This is a genomic window from Xanthomonas sp. LMG 12461, from assembly GCF_009192935.1.
Classification (GTDB): Bacteria; Pseudomonadota; Gammaproteobacteria; order Xanthomonadales; family Xanthomonadaceae; genus Xanthomonas_A; species Xanthomonas_A sontii.
Window position 1 is genome coordinate 43,498 of record NZ_NQYT01000004.1, and the last position, 17,336, is coordinate 60,833.

The 17,336-nt window shown below is 69.2% G+C and carries 15 protein-coding genes; 9 read left to right on the top strand and 6 right to left on the bottom strand.

All coding sequences use genetic code 11. The features are described from left to right. Window positions 1–22 precede the first annotated feature (22 nt). From ahcY to CEK68_RS01525, 3 genes are all read left to right on the top strand, one after another. The gene (gene ahcY, locus CEK68_RS01515) at window positions 23–1,468 is read left to right on the top strand and encodes an adenosylhomocysteinase (RefSeq protein ID WP_017909629.1); all 1,446 of its coding nucleotides are present in this window, start codon (window positions 23–25) and stop codon (window positions 1,466–1,468) included. 256 nt (window positions 1,469–1,724) lie between these two features. Next, window positions 1,725–2,009 carry a ribbon-helix-helix protein, CopG family gene (locus CEK68_RS01520; protein WP_017909630.1) on the top strand — a complete coding sequence of 95 codons (285 nt, stop codon included), beginning with the start codon at window positions 1,725–1,727 and terminating at the stop codon, window positions 2,007–2,009. 1 nt (window position 2,010) lies between these two features. Continuing rightward, a complete protein-coding gene (locus CEK68_RS01525; protein WP_017912972.1) occupies window positions 2,011–2,310 on the top strand; it encodes a type II toxin-antitoxin system RelE/ParE family toxin in 300 nt (99 codons plus the stop codon). Window positions 2,311–2,668: 358 nt separating this feature from the next. On the opposite strand, the gene CEK68_RS01530 is transcribed toward CEK68_RS01525, so the two are convergent. Continuing rightward, window positions 2,669–3,430 carry a class I SAM-dependent methyltransferase gene (locus tag CEK68_RS01530; RefSeq protein ID WP_152238317.1) on the bottom strand — a complete coding sequence of 254 codons (762 nt, stop codon included), beginning with the start codon at window positions 3,428–3,430 and terminating at the stop codon, window positions 2,669–2,671. A 533-nt stretch (window positions 3,431–3,963) separates the two neighbouring features. On the opposite strand from CEK68_RS01530, the gene CEK68_RS01535 reads away from it, so the two are divergent. Genes CEK68_RS01535 through CEK68_RS01545 form a run of 3 tightly spaced genes read left to right on the top strand, consistent with a single transcriptional unit; the run spans window position 3,964 to window position 6,960 of the window. Beyond that, window positions 3,964–5,352: a cytochrome P450 gene (locus CEK68_RS01535; protein WP_152238318.1), complete on the top strand. Its 1,389-nt coding sequence runs from the start codon at window positions 3,964–3,966 to the stop codon at window positions 5,350–5,352. Next, the gene (locus CEK68_RS01540) at window positions 5,345–6,259 is read left to right on the top strand and encodes a sulfotransferase domain-containing protein (RefSeq protein WP_152238319.1); all 915 of its coding nucleotides are present in this window, start codon (window positions 5,345–5,347) and stop codon (window positions 6,257–6,259) included. Before CEK68_RS01535 ends, CEK68_RS01540 begins: the two co-directional genes overlap by 8 nt. Next, window positions 6,256–6,960, top strand: coding sequence for a sulfotransferase family protein (locus CEK68_RS01545; protein ID WP_152238320.1), 705 nt, complete (start codon window positions 6,256–6,258; stop codon window positions 6,958–6,960). Before CEK68_RS01540 ends, CEK68_RS01545 begins: the two co-directional genes overlap by 4 nt. Before the next feature lie 12 nt (window positions 6,961–6,972). On the opposite strand, the gene CEK68_RS01550 is transcribed toward CEK68_RS01545, so the two are convergent. The 4 genes from CEK68_RS01550 to CEK68_RS01565 all read right to left on the bottom strand — a co-directional run bounded on the left by CEK68_RS01550 (window position 6,973) and on the right by CEK68_RS01565 (window position 12,514). Next, window positions 6,973–7,755 (bottom strand): TorF family putative porin, encoded by a 783-nt coding sequence (locus tag CEK68_RS01550; protein WP_152238321.1) that lies wholly within the window; start codon window positions 7,753–7,755, stop codon window positions 6,973–6,975. Next, window positions 7,752–10,292, bottom strand: a complete 2,541-nt coding sequence (locus tag CEK68_RS21425) for a methyl-accepting chemotaxis protein (protein ID WP_152238322.1) — start codon at window positions 10,290–10,292, stop codon at window positions 7,752–7,754. The genes CEK68_RS01550 and CEK68_RS21425 overlap by 4 nt, the downstream gene beginning before the upstream one ends. Window positions 10,293–10,789: 497 nt before the next feature. Then, entirely contained in the window at window positions 10,790–11,347 is a 558-nt protein-coding gene (locus CEK68_RS01560; RefSeq protein WP_017912964.1) for a DUF3228 family protein, read from the bottom strand. Between the two features lie 246 nt (window positions 11,348–11,593). After that, window positions 11,594–12,514, bottom strand: coding sequence for a M14 family metallocarboxypeptidase (locus CEK68_RS01565; RefSeq protein ID WP_152238323.1), 921 nt, complete (start codon window positions 12,512–12,514; stop codon window positions 11,594–11,596). Between the two features lie 332 nt (window positions 12,515–12,846). On the opposite strand from CEK68_RS01565, the gene CEK68_RS01570 reads away from it, so the two are divergent. The 3 genes from CEK68_RS01570 (at window position 12,847) to CEK68_RS01580 (ending at window position 15,992) form a co-directional block, all read left to right on the top strand. Beyond that, window positions 12,847–14,217: an alpha-amylase family protein gene (locus CEK68_RS01570; protein ID WP_173003390.1), complete on the top strand. Its 1,371-nt coding sequence runs from the start codon at window positions 12,847–12,849 to the stop codon at window positions 14,215–14,217. Between the two features lie 151 nt (window positions 14,218–14,368). Further along, window positions 14,369–15,211 carry a methylenetetrahydrofolate reductase [NAD(P)H] gene (gene metF, locus CEK68_RS01575; protein ID WP_017909642.1) on the top strand — a complete coding sequence of 281 codons (843 nt, stop codon included), beginning with the start codon at window positions 14,369–14,371 and terminating at the stop codon, window positions 15,209–15,211. A 163-nt stretch (window positions 15,212–15,374) separates the two neighbouring features. Further along, window positions 15,375–15,992: a DUF4124 domain-containing protein gene (locus CEK68_RS01580; protein ID WP_152238325.1), complete on the top strand. Its 618-nt coding sequence runs from the start codon at window positions 15,375–15,377 to the stop codon at window positions 15,990–15,992. 209 nt (window positions 15,993–16,201) lie between these two features. On the opposite strand, the gene CEK68_RS01585 is transcribed toward CEK68_RS01580, so the two are convergent. Beyond that, window positions 16,202–17,164, bottom strand: coding sequence for a Nudix family hydrolase (locus CEK68_RS01585; RefSeq protein ID WP_152238326.1), 963 nt, complete (start codon window positions 17,162–17,164; stop codon window positions 16,202–16,204). Between the last annotated feature and the right edge of the window lie 172 nt (window positions 17,165–17,336).

A 17,336-nucleotide genomic window follows, 5' to 3' on the forward strand; every position in this document is an offset into this window, starting at 1 on the left:
GCCATTGACCGGAGCTTTATCGATGAACGCTGCACTCAAGCGCTTTTCCACCGAGGGCGACTACAAGGTCGCCGACATTTCCCTGGCCGATTGGGGCCGCAAGGAACTGGACATCGCCGAGCACGAGATGCCGGGCCTGATGTCGATCCGCCGCCAGTACGCCGCCGCCAAGCCGCTGGCCGGCGTGCGCGTCACCGGCTCGCTGCACATGACCATCCAGACCGCGGTGCTGATCGAGACGCTGAAGGACATCGGCGCCGACGTGCGCTGGGCCTCGTGCAACATCTTCTCCACCCAGGACCACGCCGCCGCGGCGATCGCCGCCACCGGCACCCCCGTGTTCGCCTGGAAGGGCGAGACCCTGGAGGAATACTGGGACTGCACCCTCGACGCGCTGACCTTCACCCTGCCCGACGGTACCCAGACCGGCCCGGAACTGGTGGTGGACGACGGCGGCGACGTGACCCTGCTGATCCACAAGGGCTACGAGTTGGAGAACGGCGCCAAGTGGGTCGACGAGCCGTCCTCCTCGCACGAGGAGCAGGTCATCAAGAACCTGCTCAAGCGCGTGGCGGTGGAGCGCCCCGGCTACTGGACCCGCGTGGTCAAGGACTGGAAGGGCGTTTCCGAAGAGACCACCACCGGCGTGCACCGCCTGTACCAGCTGGCCGAAGCCGGCACCCTGCTGATCCCGGCGATCAACGTCAACGACTCGGTGACCAAGAGCAAGTTCGACAACCTGTACGGCTGCCGCGAGTCGCTGGCCGACGGCCTCAAGCGCGCGATGGACGTGATGCTGGCCGGCAAGGTCGCGGTGGTGTGCGGCTACGGCGACGTCGGCAAGGGCTCGGCGCACAGCCTGCGTGCCTACGGCGCCCGCGTCATCGTCACCGAGATCGACCCGATCTGTGCGCTGCAGGCGGCGATGGAAGGCTTCGAGGTCAACACCGTCGAGGACACCCTCGGCCAGGCCGACATCTACGTCACCACCACCGGCAATAAGGACATCATCCGCATCGAGCACCTGACGCAGATGAAGGACCAGGCCATCGTCTGCAACATCGGCCACTTCGACAACGAGATCCAGGTCGAGGCGCTGTACAAGCTGCCGGGCGTGCAGAAGATCAACATCAAGCCGCAGGTGGACAAGTTCGTGCTGCCCAACGGCAACGCGATCTTCCTGCTGGCCGAAGGCCGCCTGGTCAACCTGGGCTGCGCCACCGGCCACCCCAGCTTCGTGATGTCCAACAGCTTCGCCAACCAGACCCTGGCGCAGATCGACCTGTGGCAGAACAAGGACAGCTACGAGAAGCAGGTGTACCGCCTGCCGAAGAAGCTGGACGAGGAAGTGGCGCGCCTGCACCTAGAGAAGATCGGCGTGAAGCTGACCAAGCTCACCGACGCGCAGGCCGCCTACCTGGGCGTGCCGGTCGACGGCCCGTTCAAGCCGGAGCACTACCGCTACTGAGTCATCGGCAGGACATCGCCAGGCAGACCAGAACGGGCGCCGCGAGGCGCCCGTTTTTTGTGCGACCGGCGCTGCGAGCGTGTGGAGACAGGGGGCTGGAAATTCGTAAGGAGCGAAAGCCGCAGACATCGTCACCTTGCGCAGTCCCTGCTGCAAGCGGCCTTTTCCGGCCAGTCGGCCGACGCGCCTGTCCAGCCAGGCCGTCTGTACCACACCTGTGCTACATTGATTCCACACCAATCGCCTGGAGCTCCCCATGAGCACCACCACCATCCGCCTGCCGGACGCGCTCAAGGCCCGCGTCGCCAAGGCCGCGGAAGCGGCCGGCACCACGTCGCACAACTTCATCCTGGAAGCCATCGCCGAGAAGGCCGAGCTGGCCGAGCGGCGCGTCGACTTCCATGCAGAGGCCGAGCGCCGTTGGGGCGAATTCCTCGAAACCGGCGAGAGCATTCCCTGGGACGAGATGCGTCGCTATCTGATGGAACGCATTGAGGGCAAGGACATTCCCCCTCCCGCCGCCCGCAAGTTCGCGAAATAGCATGGCGCACGTCGAGTTCCTGCCCTCTGTCAACGAGGACCTACGGCGCATCATCGGCCATCTGGAACAACACGAAGCCGAGCATATCCAAGAGCGTCTGAGCGAGATCGTCAGCGCATCGAACGTGCTGACGGACAATCCGCTGATCGGCCGGCTGACGCGCCATGATCTGCGTGAACTGGTGATTGGCCAAGGCGCTCAGGGATATATCGCCCTCTACCGATACGTGGTGGCGCTGGATACCGTCTTTGTCCTGGCGATCCGCGCACAACGCGAAGCAGGCTATGCACGCGATGCATGAAACCGGGGCCGGTGCCCACGCTGATCTGGTCGATGCGTTGCTTGCCTGATTTGCTGTCACTGCCTCCCATGGCGCGGGCTAGCGCGGCACTTCGCAACCGAGGATGACATGCTGAGTGTTCCCCGCCGCAAACTGGCGATCGCGAAGCCAAGCGCCCGTGCCGGGTCGTAGCACGGCGTCGACCAGACCAGACACGATGCGCGCGGCTGCAGGCGCGGTTCGCCTATACACCAACGGGATAGCCTAGTCCGGCAGCGGCATGGCCGCAGACGCCGAATGCGATAAAGCCCAACTACTTCCGACGCCGCCACTCGCAGACCGGACATCGCCGTCAAGCGCTTACGACGGCGTGAATCTCTCAGGCCGTGCGCTCACTGGCAGGCACGTACACCGAGATCTGGATCCGGCTGCGCGCGTGATACGGCGTGCGTGCCCAGTCGCTCCAGCGCGCCTCCAGGCGCAGGCCGGCGATCTGCGCCATCAGGTCCAGCTCCGATGGCCACACATAACGGCGGCGCTCGCTGAAGATGCGCGTACCGGATTCGCCCAGTACCACCACGCGCTGGTCGATGCGCTGCTGCAGCGGATCGGGCTGCGAGCACACCAGCATCACTGCCGCGCCATCGCCGTCGGTGTCCGACACGTCCAGCACCTGGCTGACCTTGCCGCCGCTTTCGAACAGCTCCGCACCCGGCACCGCGCTCTGGATCAGCAAGCGGCCGTCGGGCGCCAGGCAGCGCGCCGCGTTGACCATGCAACGCAGCTGCTCGGCCTGCGTCAGCAGATACCCGAATGCCGCCACCGCGTAGATCAGGCCGAACGGGCCGCATACCGGCATGTCGGCGAAATCGGCGCAGACCAGGTGCAGGCGTTCGCTGCCGGGCTTGGCACGCAAGGCCTCGAGCATCGCAGGCGAATTGTCGATACCGGTGACCGGCACATCGCAGTGCGCGAGCGGCAAGCCAATGCGGCCAGTGCCGATGCCCAGTTCCAGCGCCGCACGGCCCGCGGCCAGCTCGGCGAGGACACCGACGCACTGCTGGGTGACGGCGGCAGGCCAGCGATCGTAGAAACGGTCGTAGATCGCGGCCAGGCGATCGTACTCGTGGGTCACGGGCATCCGCAGCCACTCGTTGCCGAAGTGGCGCGACCATAGCACGCAGCGATGGCGACGCAGTGGCCACACATGCAGGGCGGCACCCTGCATGGCAGGCGCGGCGATGCGCTGCAATCGCGTGCGACACACGCCACAAAACTGCAGATGACATGCGCATTGCAGTTGGCCGCGCTTCAGTCTTTTGCTTGCGCCGCCGCATCCAAGCGAGGATGCTTTTTCCCGCGCCTGCCACGCTGAGGCAGGCGCGACAATCGCAACAGATCCCCCGCTCAATCAGGAGTATCGCCATGAAACGCCTTTTTGATTCGCTGTCGCGTTGGGTGCAGAGCCTCGGTGGCCGCAAGCTCGGCTACATCTACACCTACTGACCTCCCCCGCCACCGTCGCGTGGCATGACCGTGCGAGAGGGGGCGACCCGCCCCCTCTCCTCAGCGCTCTCCGCTTCGCACGGCCGCACGCCCGTTCGCCATCGGCTCCATGTCCCCTCCTGCGTCGCGGTGTGACCCGCCGACACGGCTATTCGTGCGGATCTGCACGTGACCGATCCGCATCCGCGCCCGCCAGGCCCGCGCGGGCACTGGGCATTCGGCAACCGGCAGGCTTTCGCCACCCATCCCCTCGGCTTCCTGCAACACTGCGCACGCACGCATGGCGACGTGGTGCGGATCGCCGAGCGCACCTATCTGCTCGCAGCACCAAGCGCGATCGCCACGGTGCTCGGCGACGACGGCAGCCTCTACGCCAAATCCGATCCGGATCCGCGTGCGCGGCGCGCTGCATTTCCGGCATCGGTGATGAACAGCGAGGGCGAGGCCTGGCGGCGCAAGCGCCAGGCGCTGCAGCCCGCGTTCCGCGCCAGCCTGGTGCGCGACTACGCCGCAAAGGCGGCCGCCGCCACACAGGCGCTGCTGCGATCGCGCGACGACATCGACAACGTGCACGACCTGCGCCTGACCATGACCGCGCTCTGCGCGCAACTGGGCGCCGGCTTCCTGCTCGGCGATGCGGTGCACGCGCCGGCGCTGCTGCGGATGCTGCCGATGGTCGATGCGATCCTGCAGCAGACGCGTACGCCGTCCGCGGCGCCGGCCTGGTGGCCGAGTGCCGGCAAGCGCCGCCTGCGTGCCGCACGCGGCGCACTGGACACCGCGCTGACGCAGATCCTGACGTCGCCACATTCTGATGGCGCAGACGCCTCGGTGCTGGAGCTGCTGCGACGCGACGCTCCGCAGGCCGACGACGACTGGTGCCGCGACGAAGCGGCGGCGATGCTGATGTCGGCGCTGGAGCCGATGGCGGCCGGCCTGACCTGGACGCTGTTGCTGCTGGCGCAACATCCATCGATCGCGCAGGCCGTGGCGGAGGAAGCCGATGCCCTGCCCGGTATCGACGGCGCATCCAGCACGCCCTGCGCCGATGCGCTCGTCGAACGCCTGCCGCTGACGCGCTCCTGCGTGAAGGAGGCCATGCGCCTGTATCCGCCGGCGTGGATGACCGCGCGCATCGCGCAACGCGACACCACGCTGGGCGGCTTCGCGGTGCCGCGCGGTACCCAGCTGATCGTCAGCCAGTGGGTGGTGCAGCGCGATCCGCGTCACTTCTCCGCGCCGGACCGCTTCCTGCCGGCGCGCTGGCTGGACCCGGCGCAGACACCGGCGCGCTACACCTACTTTCCGTTCGGCGGCGGTCCGCGCAGTTGCATCGGCAGCCAGTTGGCGCTGGTGCAGATGACCGTGGTCGTGGCCGGCCTGTTGCGCGAGCGCACGCTGCACCTGGCGACGGATGCACGGCCACGGCCGTATCCGGCGCTGGTGCTGCGTCCACTCGATGTCCGCATCGCCTTGCGCCCGCGCACGACAACCCTGTCCCGCCAGTCGCCCGCGACGGCGCCCTTCCCCCGCACACCGGAAACCCCGCATGGCTGATTCCACTGCCTTCGCCAAGACCCGGGAATACTCCAACCGCTTTTTCGATTCCGCCGCGTGGAACGAGCTGGAGTTTCGCGACGGCGACATCGTCATCGCCAGCTACGCCAAGGCCGGCACCACCTGGCTGCAGCAGATCGTCGCGCAGTTGCTGTTCGAGGGCGCGGCGGACGTCGACGTGTCGGCGATCTCGCCGTGGCTGGACGGTGTGTACCCGGACCGCACGAGCAAGCTCGCGCTGCTGCAGGCGCAGACCCACCGGCGCTTCATCAAGACGCATCTGCCCGCCGATGCGCTGGTGGTCAGCGATCGCGCCAAATACCTGTACATCGGCCGCGACGGCCGCGACATCGCGCTGAGCCTGTACGACCACCAGTGTGCGGTCAGCCAGGATGCGCAGGCGCGGCTGGATGCCGGGGCGGCCGAACCGGGCAAGCTGCGCGTGGTGCCGCCGCCGAGCCTGCCGGTGGATGCCTACGTGGCGCATTGGCTGGTCCACGACGGCGCACCGTTCTGGCCGTTCTGGGAAGGCGTGCGCAGCTGGTGGCAGCAGCGCGCGCAGCCGAACGTGCTGCTGGTGCACTACGCCGACCTGCTGCAGGATCTGCCCGGGCAAGTGCGGCGCATCGCCGCGTTCCTGGAGATCCCGGTGCGCGAGGCGGCCTGGGAGACCATCCTGGCGCACTGCCGGTTCGACTACATGCGCCAGCACGCCGCGCGCTACGTGCCGCAGGGCGCCGGGCTGTGGCGCGAGGGCGGCAAGGCCTTCTTCAACCAGGGCCGTAGTGGCCGCTGGCGCGCGCTGTTGCCGGCGGCCGTCGCCGCCGAGTACGAGGCGCGCGCGCAGGCCGAGCTGGGCCGCGAGGCTGCGCAATGGCTGGCACAGGGTGCCGGGGCGGCAGCATGAGCCTGCGCGTCATCGGCGCCGGCCTCGGCCGCACCGGCACCCTGTCGCTGAAGCTGGCGCTGGAACATCTGGGCCTGGGCCGCTGCTATCACGCCATGGAACTGGCCGCGCACCTGCGCCAGGCCTTGCCGCTGTGGAATGCGGCGATCGACGGGCAGGCGGACTGGGACACGCTGTTCGCCGGCTATACCGCCACCGTCGACTATCCCGGCTGCTGCTTCTGGCGCGAGCTGGCCGCACGCTATCCGCAGGCCAAGGTGATCCTGACCGTGCGCGATGCCGATGCCTGGTTCGAGTCGGTGCGCAGCACCATCTTCGCCAGCGACGGCAGCGTGCCGGCCCTGTTCGGCGCCGAGGGCCTGCGGCTGAGCCAGTTCCTGCGCCGCGACTTCGCCACGCGCATCGGCGATCGCGGCTTCATGACCGACTATTTCCGCCGCTGGAACCAGGCGGTCATCGCCAGCGTGCCGGCGCAGCGCCTGCTGGTGCTCGACACCGACGCGCAGACGGGCTGGGAGCCGCTGTGCGCCTTCCTGGGCGTGCCGGTGCCGGCACAGCCGTATCCACGCGTGCATGCGCGCAGCGGCGGCGGCACGCAAGCGCGCCCGCTGCCCAGCGACCCGGCGCAACGCGAGCAACGCCTGCGCGCCTACCTGGACCGGCTCGCCGTGGAGGCGTTCGCGCCACCCGCCGACGGCTGAGCACGCGTCCGCCTACAACGCGAAATTGCGCTTGATGGTGAACGACCAGGCGCCGTCGATCGGGTTAGAGACATGCACCCGGCCCTCGCCATCCGCCACGCCGGTGGTGTAGCGACGATAGACGCCGGCGCTGTTCCAGGCGCGTGCGTAGCTCAGGCCGAACTCGGTGCCGCGCCAGGTGCGGCTCAGGCCCACGCGCGCGTCGGTCCAGCCATAGTCGGCGAAGTTGCGCACGTGCTGGTGGCCGGCATGCACGCTCGCCTGCCAGTCCGAGTCCAGCGGCAGCGTGGCGTCCAGTGCCAGATAGCCGGAGCCGCGCGAGTGCCGGCCCTGGCCGACGCCCAGCGTGGCGCTGTTGTAGCCGAAGTAGTCGCGCGTCCAGGTGCTGGCGTAGGACAGTTCCAGCGTGCGCCAGTGCCCGGCGACGATGCCCTCGCCATAGTCGTAGCGGGTGCCGCTGGCGCTCATGCGCGCGCCGGGATAGGCGTAGTGGTAGACGCCGGCGCGCCAGCCCCAATCGCCGTGGTTGGCCGCGTAGCCCGCGTACACGTCCCACTCCACGTGCCCGCCTTCGATGAAGTACGGGCTCACGCCCGACGCCCAGGTCCCTGCATACCAGCCGCTGTCCGCGGCCACGTCCAGCCCGCCCTGCAGCACCGGCCGTCCCCAGCTCTGCTCGAATCCGCGCGAGACGTAGTTCGAGGTCGCCGCCAGATTGGCGCTGGCGGTGCCGGCCCAGGCCGGTGCGGCGACGCCCAGCGCCAGCAGCAACGCCACGGTGCGCACGGCACTCACGACACCAGCTCCAGCCGCGCCCGGCCCGGCGTGGCCAGGCCGCCCGACGAAGGCGCCGCGAGCTTGAACAGCGCCACCGCGCGCTGCAGTTCCTCGGCCTGATCCTCCATCGCCCGCGCCGCCGCCGTTGCCTCCTCGACCAGCGCGGCATTCTGTTGGGTGGCTTCGTCCATCTGCACGATGGTCTTGCTCACCTGTTCGATACCGGCGCTCTGCTCCTGCGAGGCGGCGGCGATCTCGCTCATGATGTCGGTGACCCGGCGCACGCTGGCCACGACCTCGCGCATGGTGTCGCCGGCGCCGTTGACCAGCGCCGTGCCACCGTCGATCTTGCCGACCGAGGCGTCGATCAGGCCCTTGATCTCGTGCGCCGCGGTCGCCGAGCGCTGCGCCAGCGCACGCACCTCGCTGGCCACCACCGCGAAACCGCGGCCCTGCTCGCCGGCGCGCGCCGCCTCCACCGCGGCGTTGAGCGCCAGGATGTTGGTCTGGAAGGCGATGCCGTCGATCACGCCGATGATCTCGGCCATCTTCTTCGATGCTTCGGCGATGCCGGACATGGTGTCCACCACCTGCTCGACCACCGCGCCGCCACGCGAAGCCACGCCCGCGGTGTCCTGCGCCAGGCGGTTGGCCTGGTGCGCATGCTCTGCGTTCTGCTTCACCGTCGAGGTCAGCTCCTCCATCGAGGCCGCGGTTTCTTCCAGATTGGCGGCCTGCTGCTCGGTGCGACGCGACAGGTCCTCGTTGCCGGCGGCGATCTCGCTGGCGGCGGAGTTGATCGCGGTGGTGGCCTGCTGGATGCGGCCGACGATGCCGGTCAGCTGTTCTACCGTGGCATTGGCATCGTCGCGCATCTGCGCGAATACGCCGTGGAATTCGCCGTGCATGCGCGCGGTGAGGTCGCCCTGGGCCACGGCACGCAACAGCGCCGACAAGGCCGAGAGGTTGCCTTCGGTCAACTCCATCAGCCGGTTCAGCCCGACCACCATGCCGCGGAAGTCGAACTGGAAGCGCTCGGCGTCGCCGCGCCGGGAGAAATCGCCGGAAGCCGCGGCCTGCGCCAGTTCGGTGATGGCCTGGTTGATCGCCTGCAGGCTGCGCTTGGTGGTGCGCATCGCCTCGGTGATCGCGGCCTTCTCGCCCGGCAGCGGTTCCATGTCCACCTGCATGTTGCCGATCGCGTACTGCGACATCACCTCGACCAGGCGCCGCTGCACGTCCACGTGCGCGGCCACCAGCGCGTTGGTGCCATGGACCATGCGTCCGTACTCGCCGGGGAAACGTTCGGCGTCCATCCGGTAGCTCATCTCGCCGGCGTCGTGGCGCTGCGCCATCTCCGCCTGCGCCTGCATCACCGCCTGCAACTGCGTCTGCATGCTGCCCATCGCATCCAGCAACTGGCCGAGCTCGTCGTCGCGGCGATGCCGGACCTGGCTGTCCAGGCGCCCGGCGGCGACTGCCGAAGACACCCTCACGGCCTCGGCCAGCGGGTCGAGCACCTGCCGGCGCAGCAGCAGGTACAGCGCACCGCTCAGCAACAACGCCGAGAGCAGGCCGACCGCGACGATGGTCCACAATAGCGCACGCGCCTTGGCCATGACCAGCGCGTACGGCACCGAGACGCCAAGCGCGAACGTCTGCGGCGCATCGCCGATCTTCAGCGGCACGAACACGTTCAACGCATCCTCGCCGTCGGCGCGGCGGTGGTCGAACACCACCTGGCCCTTGGCCACGCGCGCCAGCATGTCCTTGGACCAGGCATCGCTGCGGGTCTTGCCGACCTGCTGCGGATCGCGGCTGGCCATCACCATGCCCAACGGCGACAGCAGGCTGGCATGGCCCTCGCCCATCGGCCGCAGCGCGGCGATGCGCTGCTGCAGGGTATCGAGGGTGAAGTCGACGGTGACCACGCCCAGGAAGCGGCCGTTCTCCAGGATCGGCGTGGCCAGCGTGGTCATTAGCGTGTCCTTGCCGGCCACCGGGTAGTAGTAGGGCTCGATCACCACCGGCTTGTGCGTGTTGCGCGCCAGCAGGTACCAGTCGCCGTCGCCCGGCTTCTCGTAGTCGCGCAGCGCCTCGCGCACCAGCTTGCCGTTCTGCCGCGACCACCAGGTCATGTAGCGGCCGGTGGCGTCGTGGCCCTCGGTGCCGACGAAGGCCTTGTCGTTGCCGTCGAACGCGTCCGGCTCCCACATGGTGCTGATGCCCAGCCACTGCGGATGCGCGTCGAGCTGGCTGCGCAGCACCGCGGTGGCGGTGGCGCGCGACAGACCGGCGGCGTGCTGCACGCGGAAGCTGTTGGCCAGCGCGTCGCTGGCGTCGAAGGCCACGCCGATTTCGCGCGACACCCGCTGCGCCTCCACTTGCGCCAGGTTCTCGATGCTGGTGCGCGAGGTCGACAGCAACGCCTCGCTGCTGCGCCAGTAGATGATCATGGCGGTCAGGCCGAAGCAGGCCAGCGCAAGCAGGCCGGTACCGAGCATCAGGCGTTTGGCGACGCTGCCGCGACGGCGATGCGGCGACGGAGTGGACATGACGACTTCCTTGGCAAGTGGGGGAGGGAATACGGTCGCGGGGAACGCCCCCACGCGGCAGCCCGCCACGGCGCGCGGCACGAGTGCGCCGTGTCCGCTGCCGATGACCTGCCCGAGGCGCCTTCCCCACCGGGCCACGATGCGCTGCCGGACATTGCGTCCTGGCGCCGCTGCATGGCGACCCACCCTCTCGCTATCGTCCCGCCGTCCGCAAACTTGATAGTCGTTGCGCATCATGCCGATGAACGGACAGGGCGTCGCGGCGAAAACGCACGGCAGCGCGCAGTTCTGTTCAGCACTTATGCGCCAGTGCAAAAGCGCGTGCACGGATGCAGCACGGCGGGCCGGCGGCGGCAACGTGCAGGGATGCGTGAAGACGGCTGCGCGAATGCGTGACCGCGTCCGGGGCGATCACGCCTGCGCGCGGTAACGTGCGCCGCATGCACCTCGATGGGTGCCCGGCGAGGTCACTGCGCGCGGACCGTGTCTGGCCGCGCTTACGGCCGCCAGTTGGCGTTGTGCTCCCAGAACGCCACGCTGCGCCGATAGGCGTCGCGATCCAGCGGCACGCCCGAGCCGCCCTCCTCCACGCCCAGCGCATTGCGCAGCATGGTGATCGGCGCCATCGGGATCTCCTGCGGCTCGGCGGTATACAGGCAACCGACCACGCCCCAGTCCGCCTCGATCGGCGCGCCCTCGTGCGCGAGCTGTTCGCGGCTGTAGAGGATCGGCAGCAGGTACTCGGCCACCGGCGGCTCGACCCCTTCGAACCAGCGCACCAGGACCGGCAGCTCTTCACGGCTGCGCGCCTCGTAGCCCGAGCGCAGCAGGCGCCGGTTGGCGTCGGTGATGGGCACGGTCAGGCAGCGCGTCGAGGTCCAGTTGCGGTGCACGTGCAACTTGCAGAACGGTGCGTAGCCGTCCAGCACCTGCAGCGGCGTGTGCGCGTTGAGGTGCTGCTCGAACTGCTCGGGCGTGCAGTCCTGGATCGCATTGCGGCGGCCATCGCGCGGGAACAGACGCGTGCGGGCAAACGGCGTGAGGACGATGGACATGGGGTGCATGGCAAACGAGGACCCACAAGCGTAGCGCGCGGCAGGGTCGGTGCCCACCGCTGCCGCCGTCGCAGCCGGTGGCGCAAGGCCATGCGGAACAGCGCTCAGCGGAACTTGCGATACCTCGGCTGGGTGCACTGTGGGAGGGACTTCAGTCCCGACGCCGTGCAAGGTTGGGTACCCAGCGGGCGTCGCTCGTCGCGGCTGGGTGACAGGGGTGCTGCAAATCGTGCATCCACCTGGGGACTACGGATGCGCCAAGGCGTAGTCGATCGCCGCGCGCACCGCCGCCACCTGCGCGGCGTTGCACTGCTGCGGCGTGGCGCTGGCGCTGTCCGGATACACCTCGGTGGTCGTGGTGTAGCGCGCGTCGGTGATGCCTGCGCACAGACCCAGCCGCTTCACCGGGTAGTTGATGACCCCCGGCGCCGCCAGCGGCGTGCCGATGAGTTCGCCGGCGGCGTCGGCCGGCGCGATATGGGTGACCTGCGCGACTGCGGCCAGCACCGCCTGCTGGAACGCGGGCTGCGGGTTCTCGCTGTCGCCGACCAGGTAGAAACCGTCGGGAATGCCGCCCGGCGCGTAGGCGATGCCATCGCGCGCGGCCAGCGCCGGCCGGAATTCGGACTCGTCGCTGTCGGTGGTCTCGTGCAGGTCGATGTGCATGCGCACTTGATCGCGCAACGGCGCGACCAGGCGCAGCAGCGCAGCCGATTCCTGCGCCGGGCTGTCGGCGCGGAACGAACGGTTGGGATCCAGCGCATCGGCGTTCCAGCGGTGGATGCGCTCGTACGCCCACGGGCTCACGCACGGCGCCACCAGCAGGTTGGCGCGGCCGGCGTAGTCCCCGGCATGCTGCTGGGCGAACTGCAGCGCGCCGTGCACGCCGCTGGTCTCGTAACCATGCACGCCGCCGGTAACCAGCATGCACGGCAAGGCGTCGTCCCAGTTGCGGCTGCGCAAGGCCAGCAGCGGATAGCGCTCCTGCGCGTATGCCAGTTCCCCGTACGCGATCACGTCCCATTGCCCGCGCAGGCCTTCGATGGCAGCGACCACCTCGTCCTGGTAGCTGCGCCGGCGCGGCTGACCCGCCAGCCAGGCCGCCTTCTCGGCGGCGCCCCAAGGCACGCCGGGGGTTCCGATCGGATAGAAGGCTGCGCTGGTCATGGTGCGGCTCCGCGTCGACAGGTGAGGGCGGCGACTGTAGCAAAGCGCATGGGCCGCGATGCGACATGTGCCATGAACGCAGCGCGCACGGTGCTCCCGAGCGGAAGCGGATGCCGATCCCGCTTTCGTACGCTGTCGCCATGAATACGTATGTAGCGCGCGCATGTTGCGCCGCGATGCGCGCTTAGCATCCTCCGGCCGCACGCCAGCCCCGCGGCGACATCATGCCCCTGTCCTGCAGGCCCCCGCCTGCGCCCACGCACCGAGGAGATCGAACGATGCGCGTCCCATCCGCTGCAAATCGTCTGCTGCACCTGCACCGCTGGCGCAGCCTGCTGGTCGGCCTGCTGCTGCTCCTGGCCACCGCCAGCGCCCAGGCCGACGTCATCCTGCATGCCTTCAACTGGCCCTACGCCACCGTGGAAGCGCGTGCCGCGCAGATCGCCGCCGCCGGCTACCGCAAAGTGCTGGTGGCGCCGGCCTACCGCTCGCAGGGCGACGCCTGGTGGGCGCGCTACCAGCCGCAGGACATGCGCCTGATCGACAACCCGCTCGGCGACACCGACGCCTTCGCCAGCATGGTGCAGGCGCTGAAGGCGGTGGGCGTGGAGACCTATGCCGACGTGGTGCTCAACCACATGGCCAACGAAGCGGCCACGCGCTCGGACCTGAACTACCCGGGCAGCGCGGTGCTCGGCCAGTACGCCGCCAATCCGCAGCGCTATGCGTCGCTGCGACTGTTCGGCGACCTCTCGCAGAATTTCCTCAGCGCCAACGATTTCGGCCCGGCGCAGTGCATCACCAACTACAACGATCCCTACCAGGTGCGCACCTACCGCATCTGCGGCGGCGGCAACGATCCCGGCCTGCCGGATCTGGTCGGCAACGACTGGGTGGTGCAGCAGCAGCGCAACTACCTGCTGGCGCTGAAGGCGCTGGGCGTCACCGGCTTCCGCATCGACGCGGCCAAGCACATGACCTTCGACCATTTGAACAAGGTGCTCGATGCGCAGGTGCGCTCCGGGGTGATGGTGTTCGGCGAGGTGATCACCGGCGGCGGCAGCGGCAATTCCGACTACGACCAGTTTCTGGCACCGTACCTGCAGGCCACCCCGCACGCGGCCTACGACTTCCCGCTGTTCAACTCGGTGCGCAACGCCTTCGCCTACGGCGGCAGCATGGACCTGCTGGTGGATCCGGGCGCCTACGGCCAGGCGCTGCCCGGTGCGCGCGCGGTGACTTTCGCCATCACCCACGACATCCCCAACAACGCCGGCTTCCGCTACGCGATCATGGACCCGGTCGACGAGACCCTGGCCTACGCCTACCTGCTTGGCCGCGACGGCGGCGTGCCGATGGTGTACTCGGACAACAACGAAAGCGGCGACAACCGCTGGGTCAACGCCTACCAGCGCGACGACCTCAAGCGCATGGTCGGCTTCCACAACGCCGCGCAGGGCCGCGACATGCAGGTGCTGGCGCACGGCGCCTGCTACCTGCTGTTCCGCCGCGGCGACCTTGGCATCGTCGGCATCAACAAGTGCGGCAATACCGTCACCGCCGCGGTACCGATGAACGGCAGCGTATTGCGCTGGAACGTCGACTACACCGATGCGCTGGGTTCCGGCAGCGTGGTGCGTATTTCCAGCGGCAGCTACACCTTCAGCCTGCCGCCGCGGCAGGCGCGGATGTGGAAGCGCTGAGCCTGAGAGCGGACGCGGCGCGCCCACCGGCGCGCCGCGCGGGGAGCGCTTCGCCGCCCCCGGGCGACGCGGCGATCGCGCGGCCGCGACCTCTTGCACATCCATCCGGATGAAGAGATATACTCGCCACACCGCCCGCTGCGTTGCGCCCATGACCGCCATCAGCTTCGAGTTCTATCCGCCCAAGACCGACGAACAGCGCGCGCAGCTCGACCGCACCGCCGCGCGGCTCAAGGCCTACGCCCCGGAGTACGTCTCCTGCACCTTCGGCGCCGGCGGCTCGACCCTCAGCTACACCTCCGAGACCGTGCGTCACCTCAAGCAGCACCACCGTTTCGAGGCCGCGCCGCATCTGTCCTGCGTGGGCGGCAGCCGCGAGGAGATCCGCGAGCTGCTCAAGCTGTACCGCGCCATCGGCTGCCGCCGCCTGGTCGCGCTGCGTGGCGACCTGCCGTCGGGCATGGGCCACCCCGGCGACCTGCGCTATGCCGCCGACCTGATCGCCTTCATCCGCGCCGAGCACGGCGACGCCTTCCACCTGGAAGTGGGCGCGTATCCGGAGACGCACCCGCAGGCCCACGACGCGCTCAGCGACCTGCGCCACTTCAAGGCCAAGGTCGATGCCGGCGCCGATGCCGCCATCACCCAGTACTTCTACAACGCCGACGCCTACTTCCACTTCGTCGACGCTGTGCGCAAGCTCGGCGTGCAGATCCCGATCGTGCCCGGCATCATGCCGATCTCCAACTTCAGCCAGCTGCGGCGTTTCTCCGAGCAGTGCGGCGCGGAAATCCCGCGCTGGATCGGCAAGCGCATGCAGGCCTACGGCGACGATGCCGAGGCCATTCGCGAGTTCGGTGCCGACGTGGTCGCCACCTTGTGCCAACGCCTGGTCGACGGCGGCGCGCCCGGGCTGCATTTCTATACGCTCAACCTGGCCAAGCCCACCACCAACGTCCTGGCACGTCTGCGCGGCGACGTCGCCGCCGGCTGAGTGTCGCGGCCGCTGGCCGAACGCTGGGATTAGGGATTCGGGATTAGAGATTGGTAACAGCGGCGCGAGGCCTCGCTTTGGCGAATCCCCAATCCCGAATCCCCAATCCCCGCTCGTAAGGCATTCGCTCCGCGGTCACGCCGGCTGCGGCTACCCTGCGGCGATGCGCCTGCTCCCGCCGATGCTGCTGCTCTTGTGCCTGTGGGGCCTCGCCACGCCCGCCACCGCGCAACGGGTGAACCGTTGCACCGGGCCCGACGGCACCACCGTGTTCAGCGATCGGCGCTGCGAGGACGTCGGCGCGATCGATCGCCTGCCGCCACCGGCCGCACCTGGCAACGTCGGCGGCAACGCTCGCGGCCTGGCACCGCCGCAGTGCGTGCGCCGGCTCAGCGTGCTGGTCCAGCAGATCCGCAGCGCCGTGGACGCCCGCGACGTCAATCGGCTATCGGCACTGTACTGGTGGAACGGCGTCTCCGACGACGGCGCGCAACGCATCTTCGACCGCCTGGAGGCGATCGTGCACCGCCCCCTGGTTGCGATCGTGCCGGTGTTGCCGGACACCGGCGGGACGACCGCTCCCGCAGCCGGCACGTCGTCGACAGCCGCGTCCGCGACAACGGCCACGTCGGCCGCGGCGGATGCCGACGGTGGCGAGGCACCATCGCGCCCGCATCCGACCGGCCTGCGCCTGCAGCAGACCCTCGCCGGCAGCATCACCCCCGCCTCCACCGTGCTGGACCTGCGCCGGCAGTACGACTGCTTCTGGATCAGTTTCTGAGGAGCCGGGAATGGGGAATGGGGATTGGGGAATCGCAACAGCGGCTTCCGCGTACGCGCCTCCCCCTTGCACAGGAGCGGCTTCAGCCTCGTTGGAGGATCACTGTGGGAGGGACTTCAGTCCCGACGCATTGCGCCATCGGAAGCACGCCACTTCGCGTTTCGCGGTTGCATGACAGTTGACCAGGGGAGCGGTTGCTGTCGCCCCACTCACGCCACATCGGCCGCCAGCGGCCACAGCCCGCGGATCGCGGCGATGCCCTGGCCGCCATGGCGGCGCGCCTCGGCAACGTGCGTCGACGCCAGGCCGCCGATCGGATAGATCGGCAGGGCGACCTGCTCGCGCAGGCGCTCGAACGCCTCCCAGCCCAGCGGCGTGGCGCCTGGGTGGCTGGCGGTGGGGGCCAGCGGCCCAACCACCGCGAAATCGCAGCCGATGCGCTGCGCGGCCTTCAATTCTTCAACGGTATGACAGGACGCCGCCACGGCCTGCCCGGCCGGCAACGGGCGCGCCTGCCACTGCGGCAACTGCTCCGCGCCCAGGTGCACGCCGACACCCAGTTCCTGGGCCAGCGCCACGTCGCGGTTGAGCAGCACCTGCGCGCCACGCGTCGCGCACAACGTCGCCGCGGTCCGCGCCAGCGGCGCCCACTGCTCGGCCGGCAGGCTGCGCGCACGCAACTGCACGCGGCGCACGCCGGCGTCCAGCGCGCGCTGCAGCGCCGCCAACCAGGGACCCGGCTCGGCCGGCTCCGGCGTCACCAAGTAGCAGGCGGGCTGGCGCAGCATCGCCACCACCGGCTGGTCGGCCGGCGGCATCGCGTAGCGACCCAGCTTGTCGGCGCTCACCCAGGTCAGCGCCTGGCCCTCGCGGCCGCGCGGCGTGCCCTTCCACGCCGCCACCTGGCGCACTTCCAGGCGCAGCCGCTTGTCCGGGTAGCGCTGCGGCACTTCCATCAGCCACTCGCCGACGACGGCCTCGATGCCCAGTTCCTCCTGCAACTCGCGCACCAGCGCCTGCTCCGAGGTCTCGCCGGGCTCGCGCTTGCCGCCGGGAAATTCCCACAGGCCGGCGAGGTCGCGGCCCTCGGTACGGCGGGTCAGCAGGATACGGCCACGCGCATCGGTGATGACGCCGGCGACGACATGAATGGATCTGAGCGGTTCGGACATGGCGCAAGCTTGCCGTTTCCGGCAGCGCCAGCGCAATCAACCAGGATCACATTGGCGCCGATCGGCTGTGGAGGGCAGCGACGCCCACGCAGCCAGGCAGTCCCAGGCGATGGCCTTTTTGGCGGCGCGCCACTGATGGCAGGCGCTACCGCACCAACGCCAGAGCGTCATC

What these genes read in the sequence shown, in the direction of transcription:
- CEK68_RS01565 (WP_152238323.1), bottom strand. Translation starts at nt 12,514, where the DNA reads ATGACCAGCGCAGCCTTCTATCCGATCGGAACCCCCGGCGTGCCTTGG.
- CEK68_RS01525 (WP_017912972.1), top strand. Translation starts at nt 2,011, where the DNA reads ATGGCGCACGTCGAGTTCCTGCCCTCTGTCAACGAGGACCTACGGCGC.
- CEK68_RS01585 (WP_152238326.1), bottom strand. Translation starts at nt 17,164, where the DNA reads ATGTCCGAACCGCTCAGATCCATTCATGTCGTCGCCGGCGTCATCACC.
- CEK68_RS01540 (WP_152238319.1), top strand. Translation starts at nt 5,345, where the DNA reads ATGGCTGATTCCACTGCCTTCGCCAAGACCCGGGAATACTCCAACCGC.
- CEK68_RS01520 (WP_017909630.1), top strand. Translation starts at nt 1,725, where the DNA reads ATGAGCACCACCACCATCCGCCTGCCGGACGCGCTCAAGGCCCGCGTC.
- CEK68_RS01545 (WP_152238320.1), top strand. Translation starts at nt 6,256, where the DNA reads ATGAGCCTGCGCGTCATCGGCGCCGGCCTCGGCCGCACCGGCACCCTG.
- CEK68_RS01530 (WP_152238317.1), bottom strand. Translation starts at nt 3,430, where the DNA reads ATGCCCGTGACCCACGAGTACGATCGCCTGGCCGCGATCTACGACCGT.
- CEK68_RS21425 (WP_152238322.1), bottom strand. Translation starts at nt 10,292, where the DNA reads ATGTCCACTCCGTCGCCGCATCGCCGTCGCGGCAGCGTCGCCAAACGC.
- CEK68_RS01580 (WP_152238325.1), top strand. Translation starts at nt 15,375, where the DNA reads ATGCGCCTGCTCCCGCCGATGCTGCTGCTCTTGTGCCTGTGGGGCCTC.
- metF (WP_017909642.1), top strand. Translation starts at nt 14,369, where the DNA reads ATGACCGCCATCAGCTTCGAGTTCTATCCGCCCAAGACCGACGAACAG.
- ahcY (WP_017909629.1), top strand. Translation starts at nt 23, where the DNA reads ATGAACGCTGCACTCAAGCGCTTTTCCACCGAGGGCGACTACAAGGTC.
- CEK68_RS01560 (WP_017912964.1), bottom strand. Translation starts at nt 11,347, where the DNA reads ATGTCCATCGTCCTCACGCCGTTTGCCCGCACGCGTCTGTTCCCGCGC.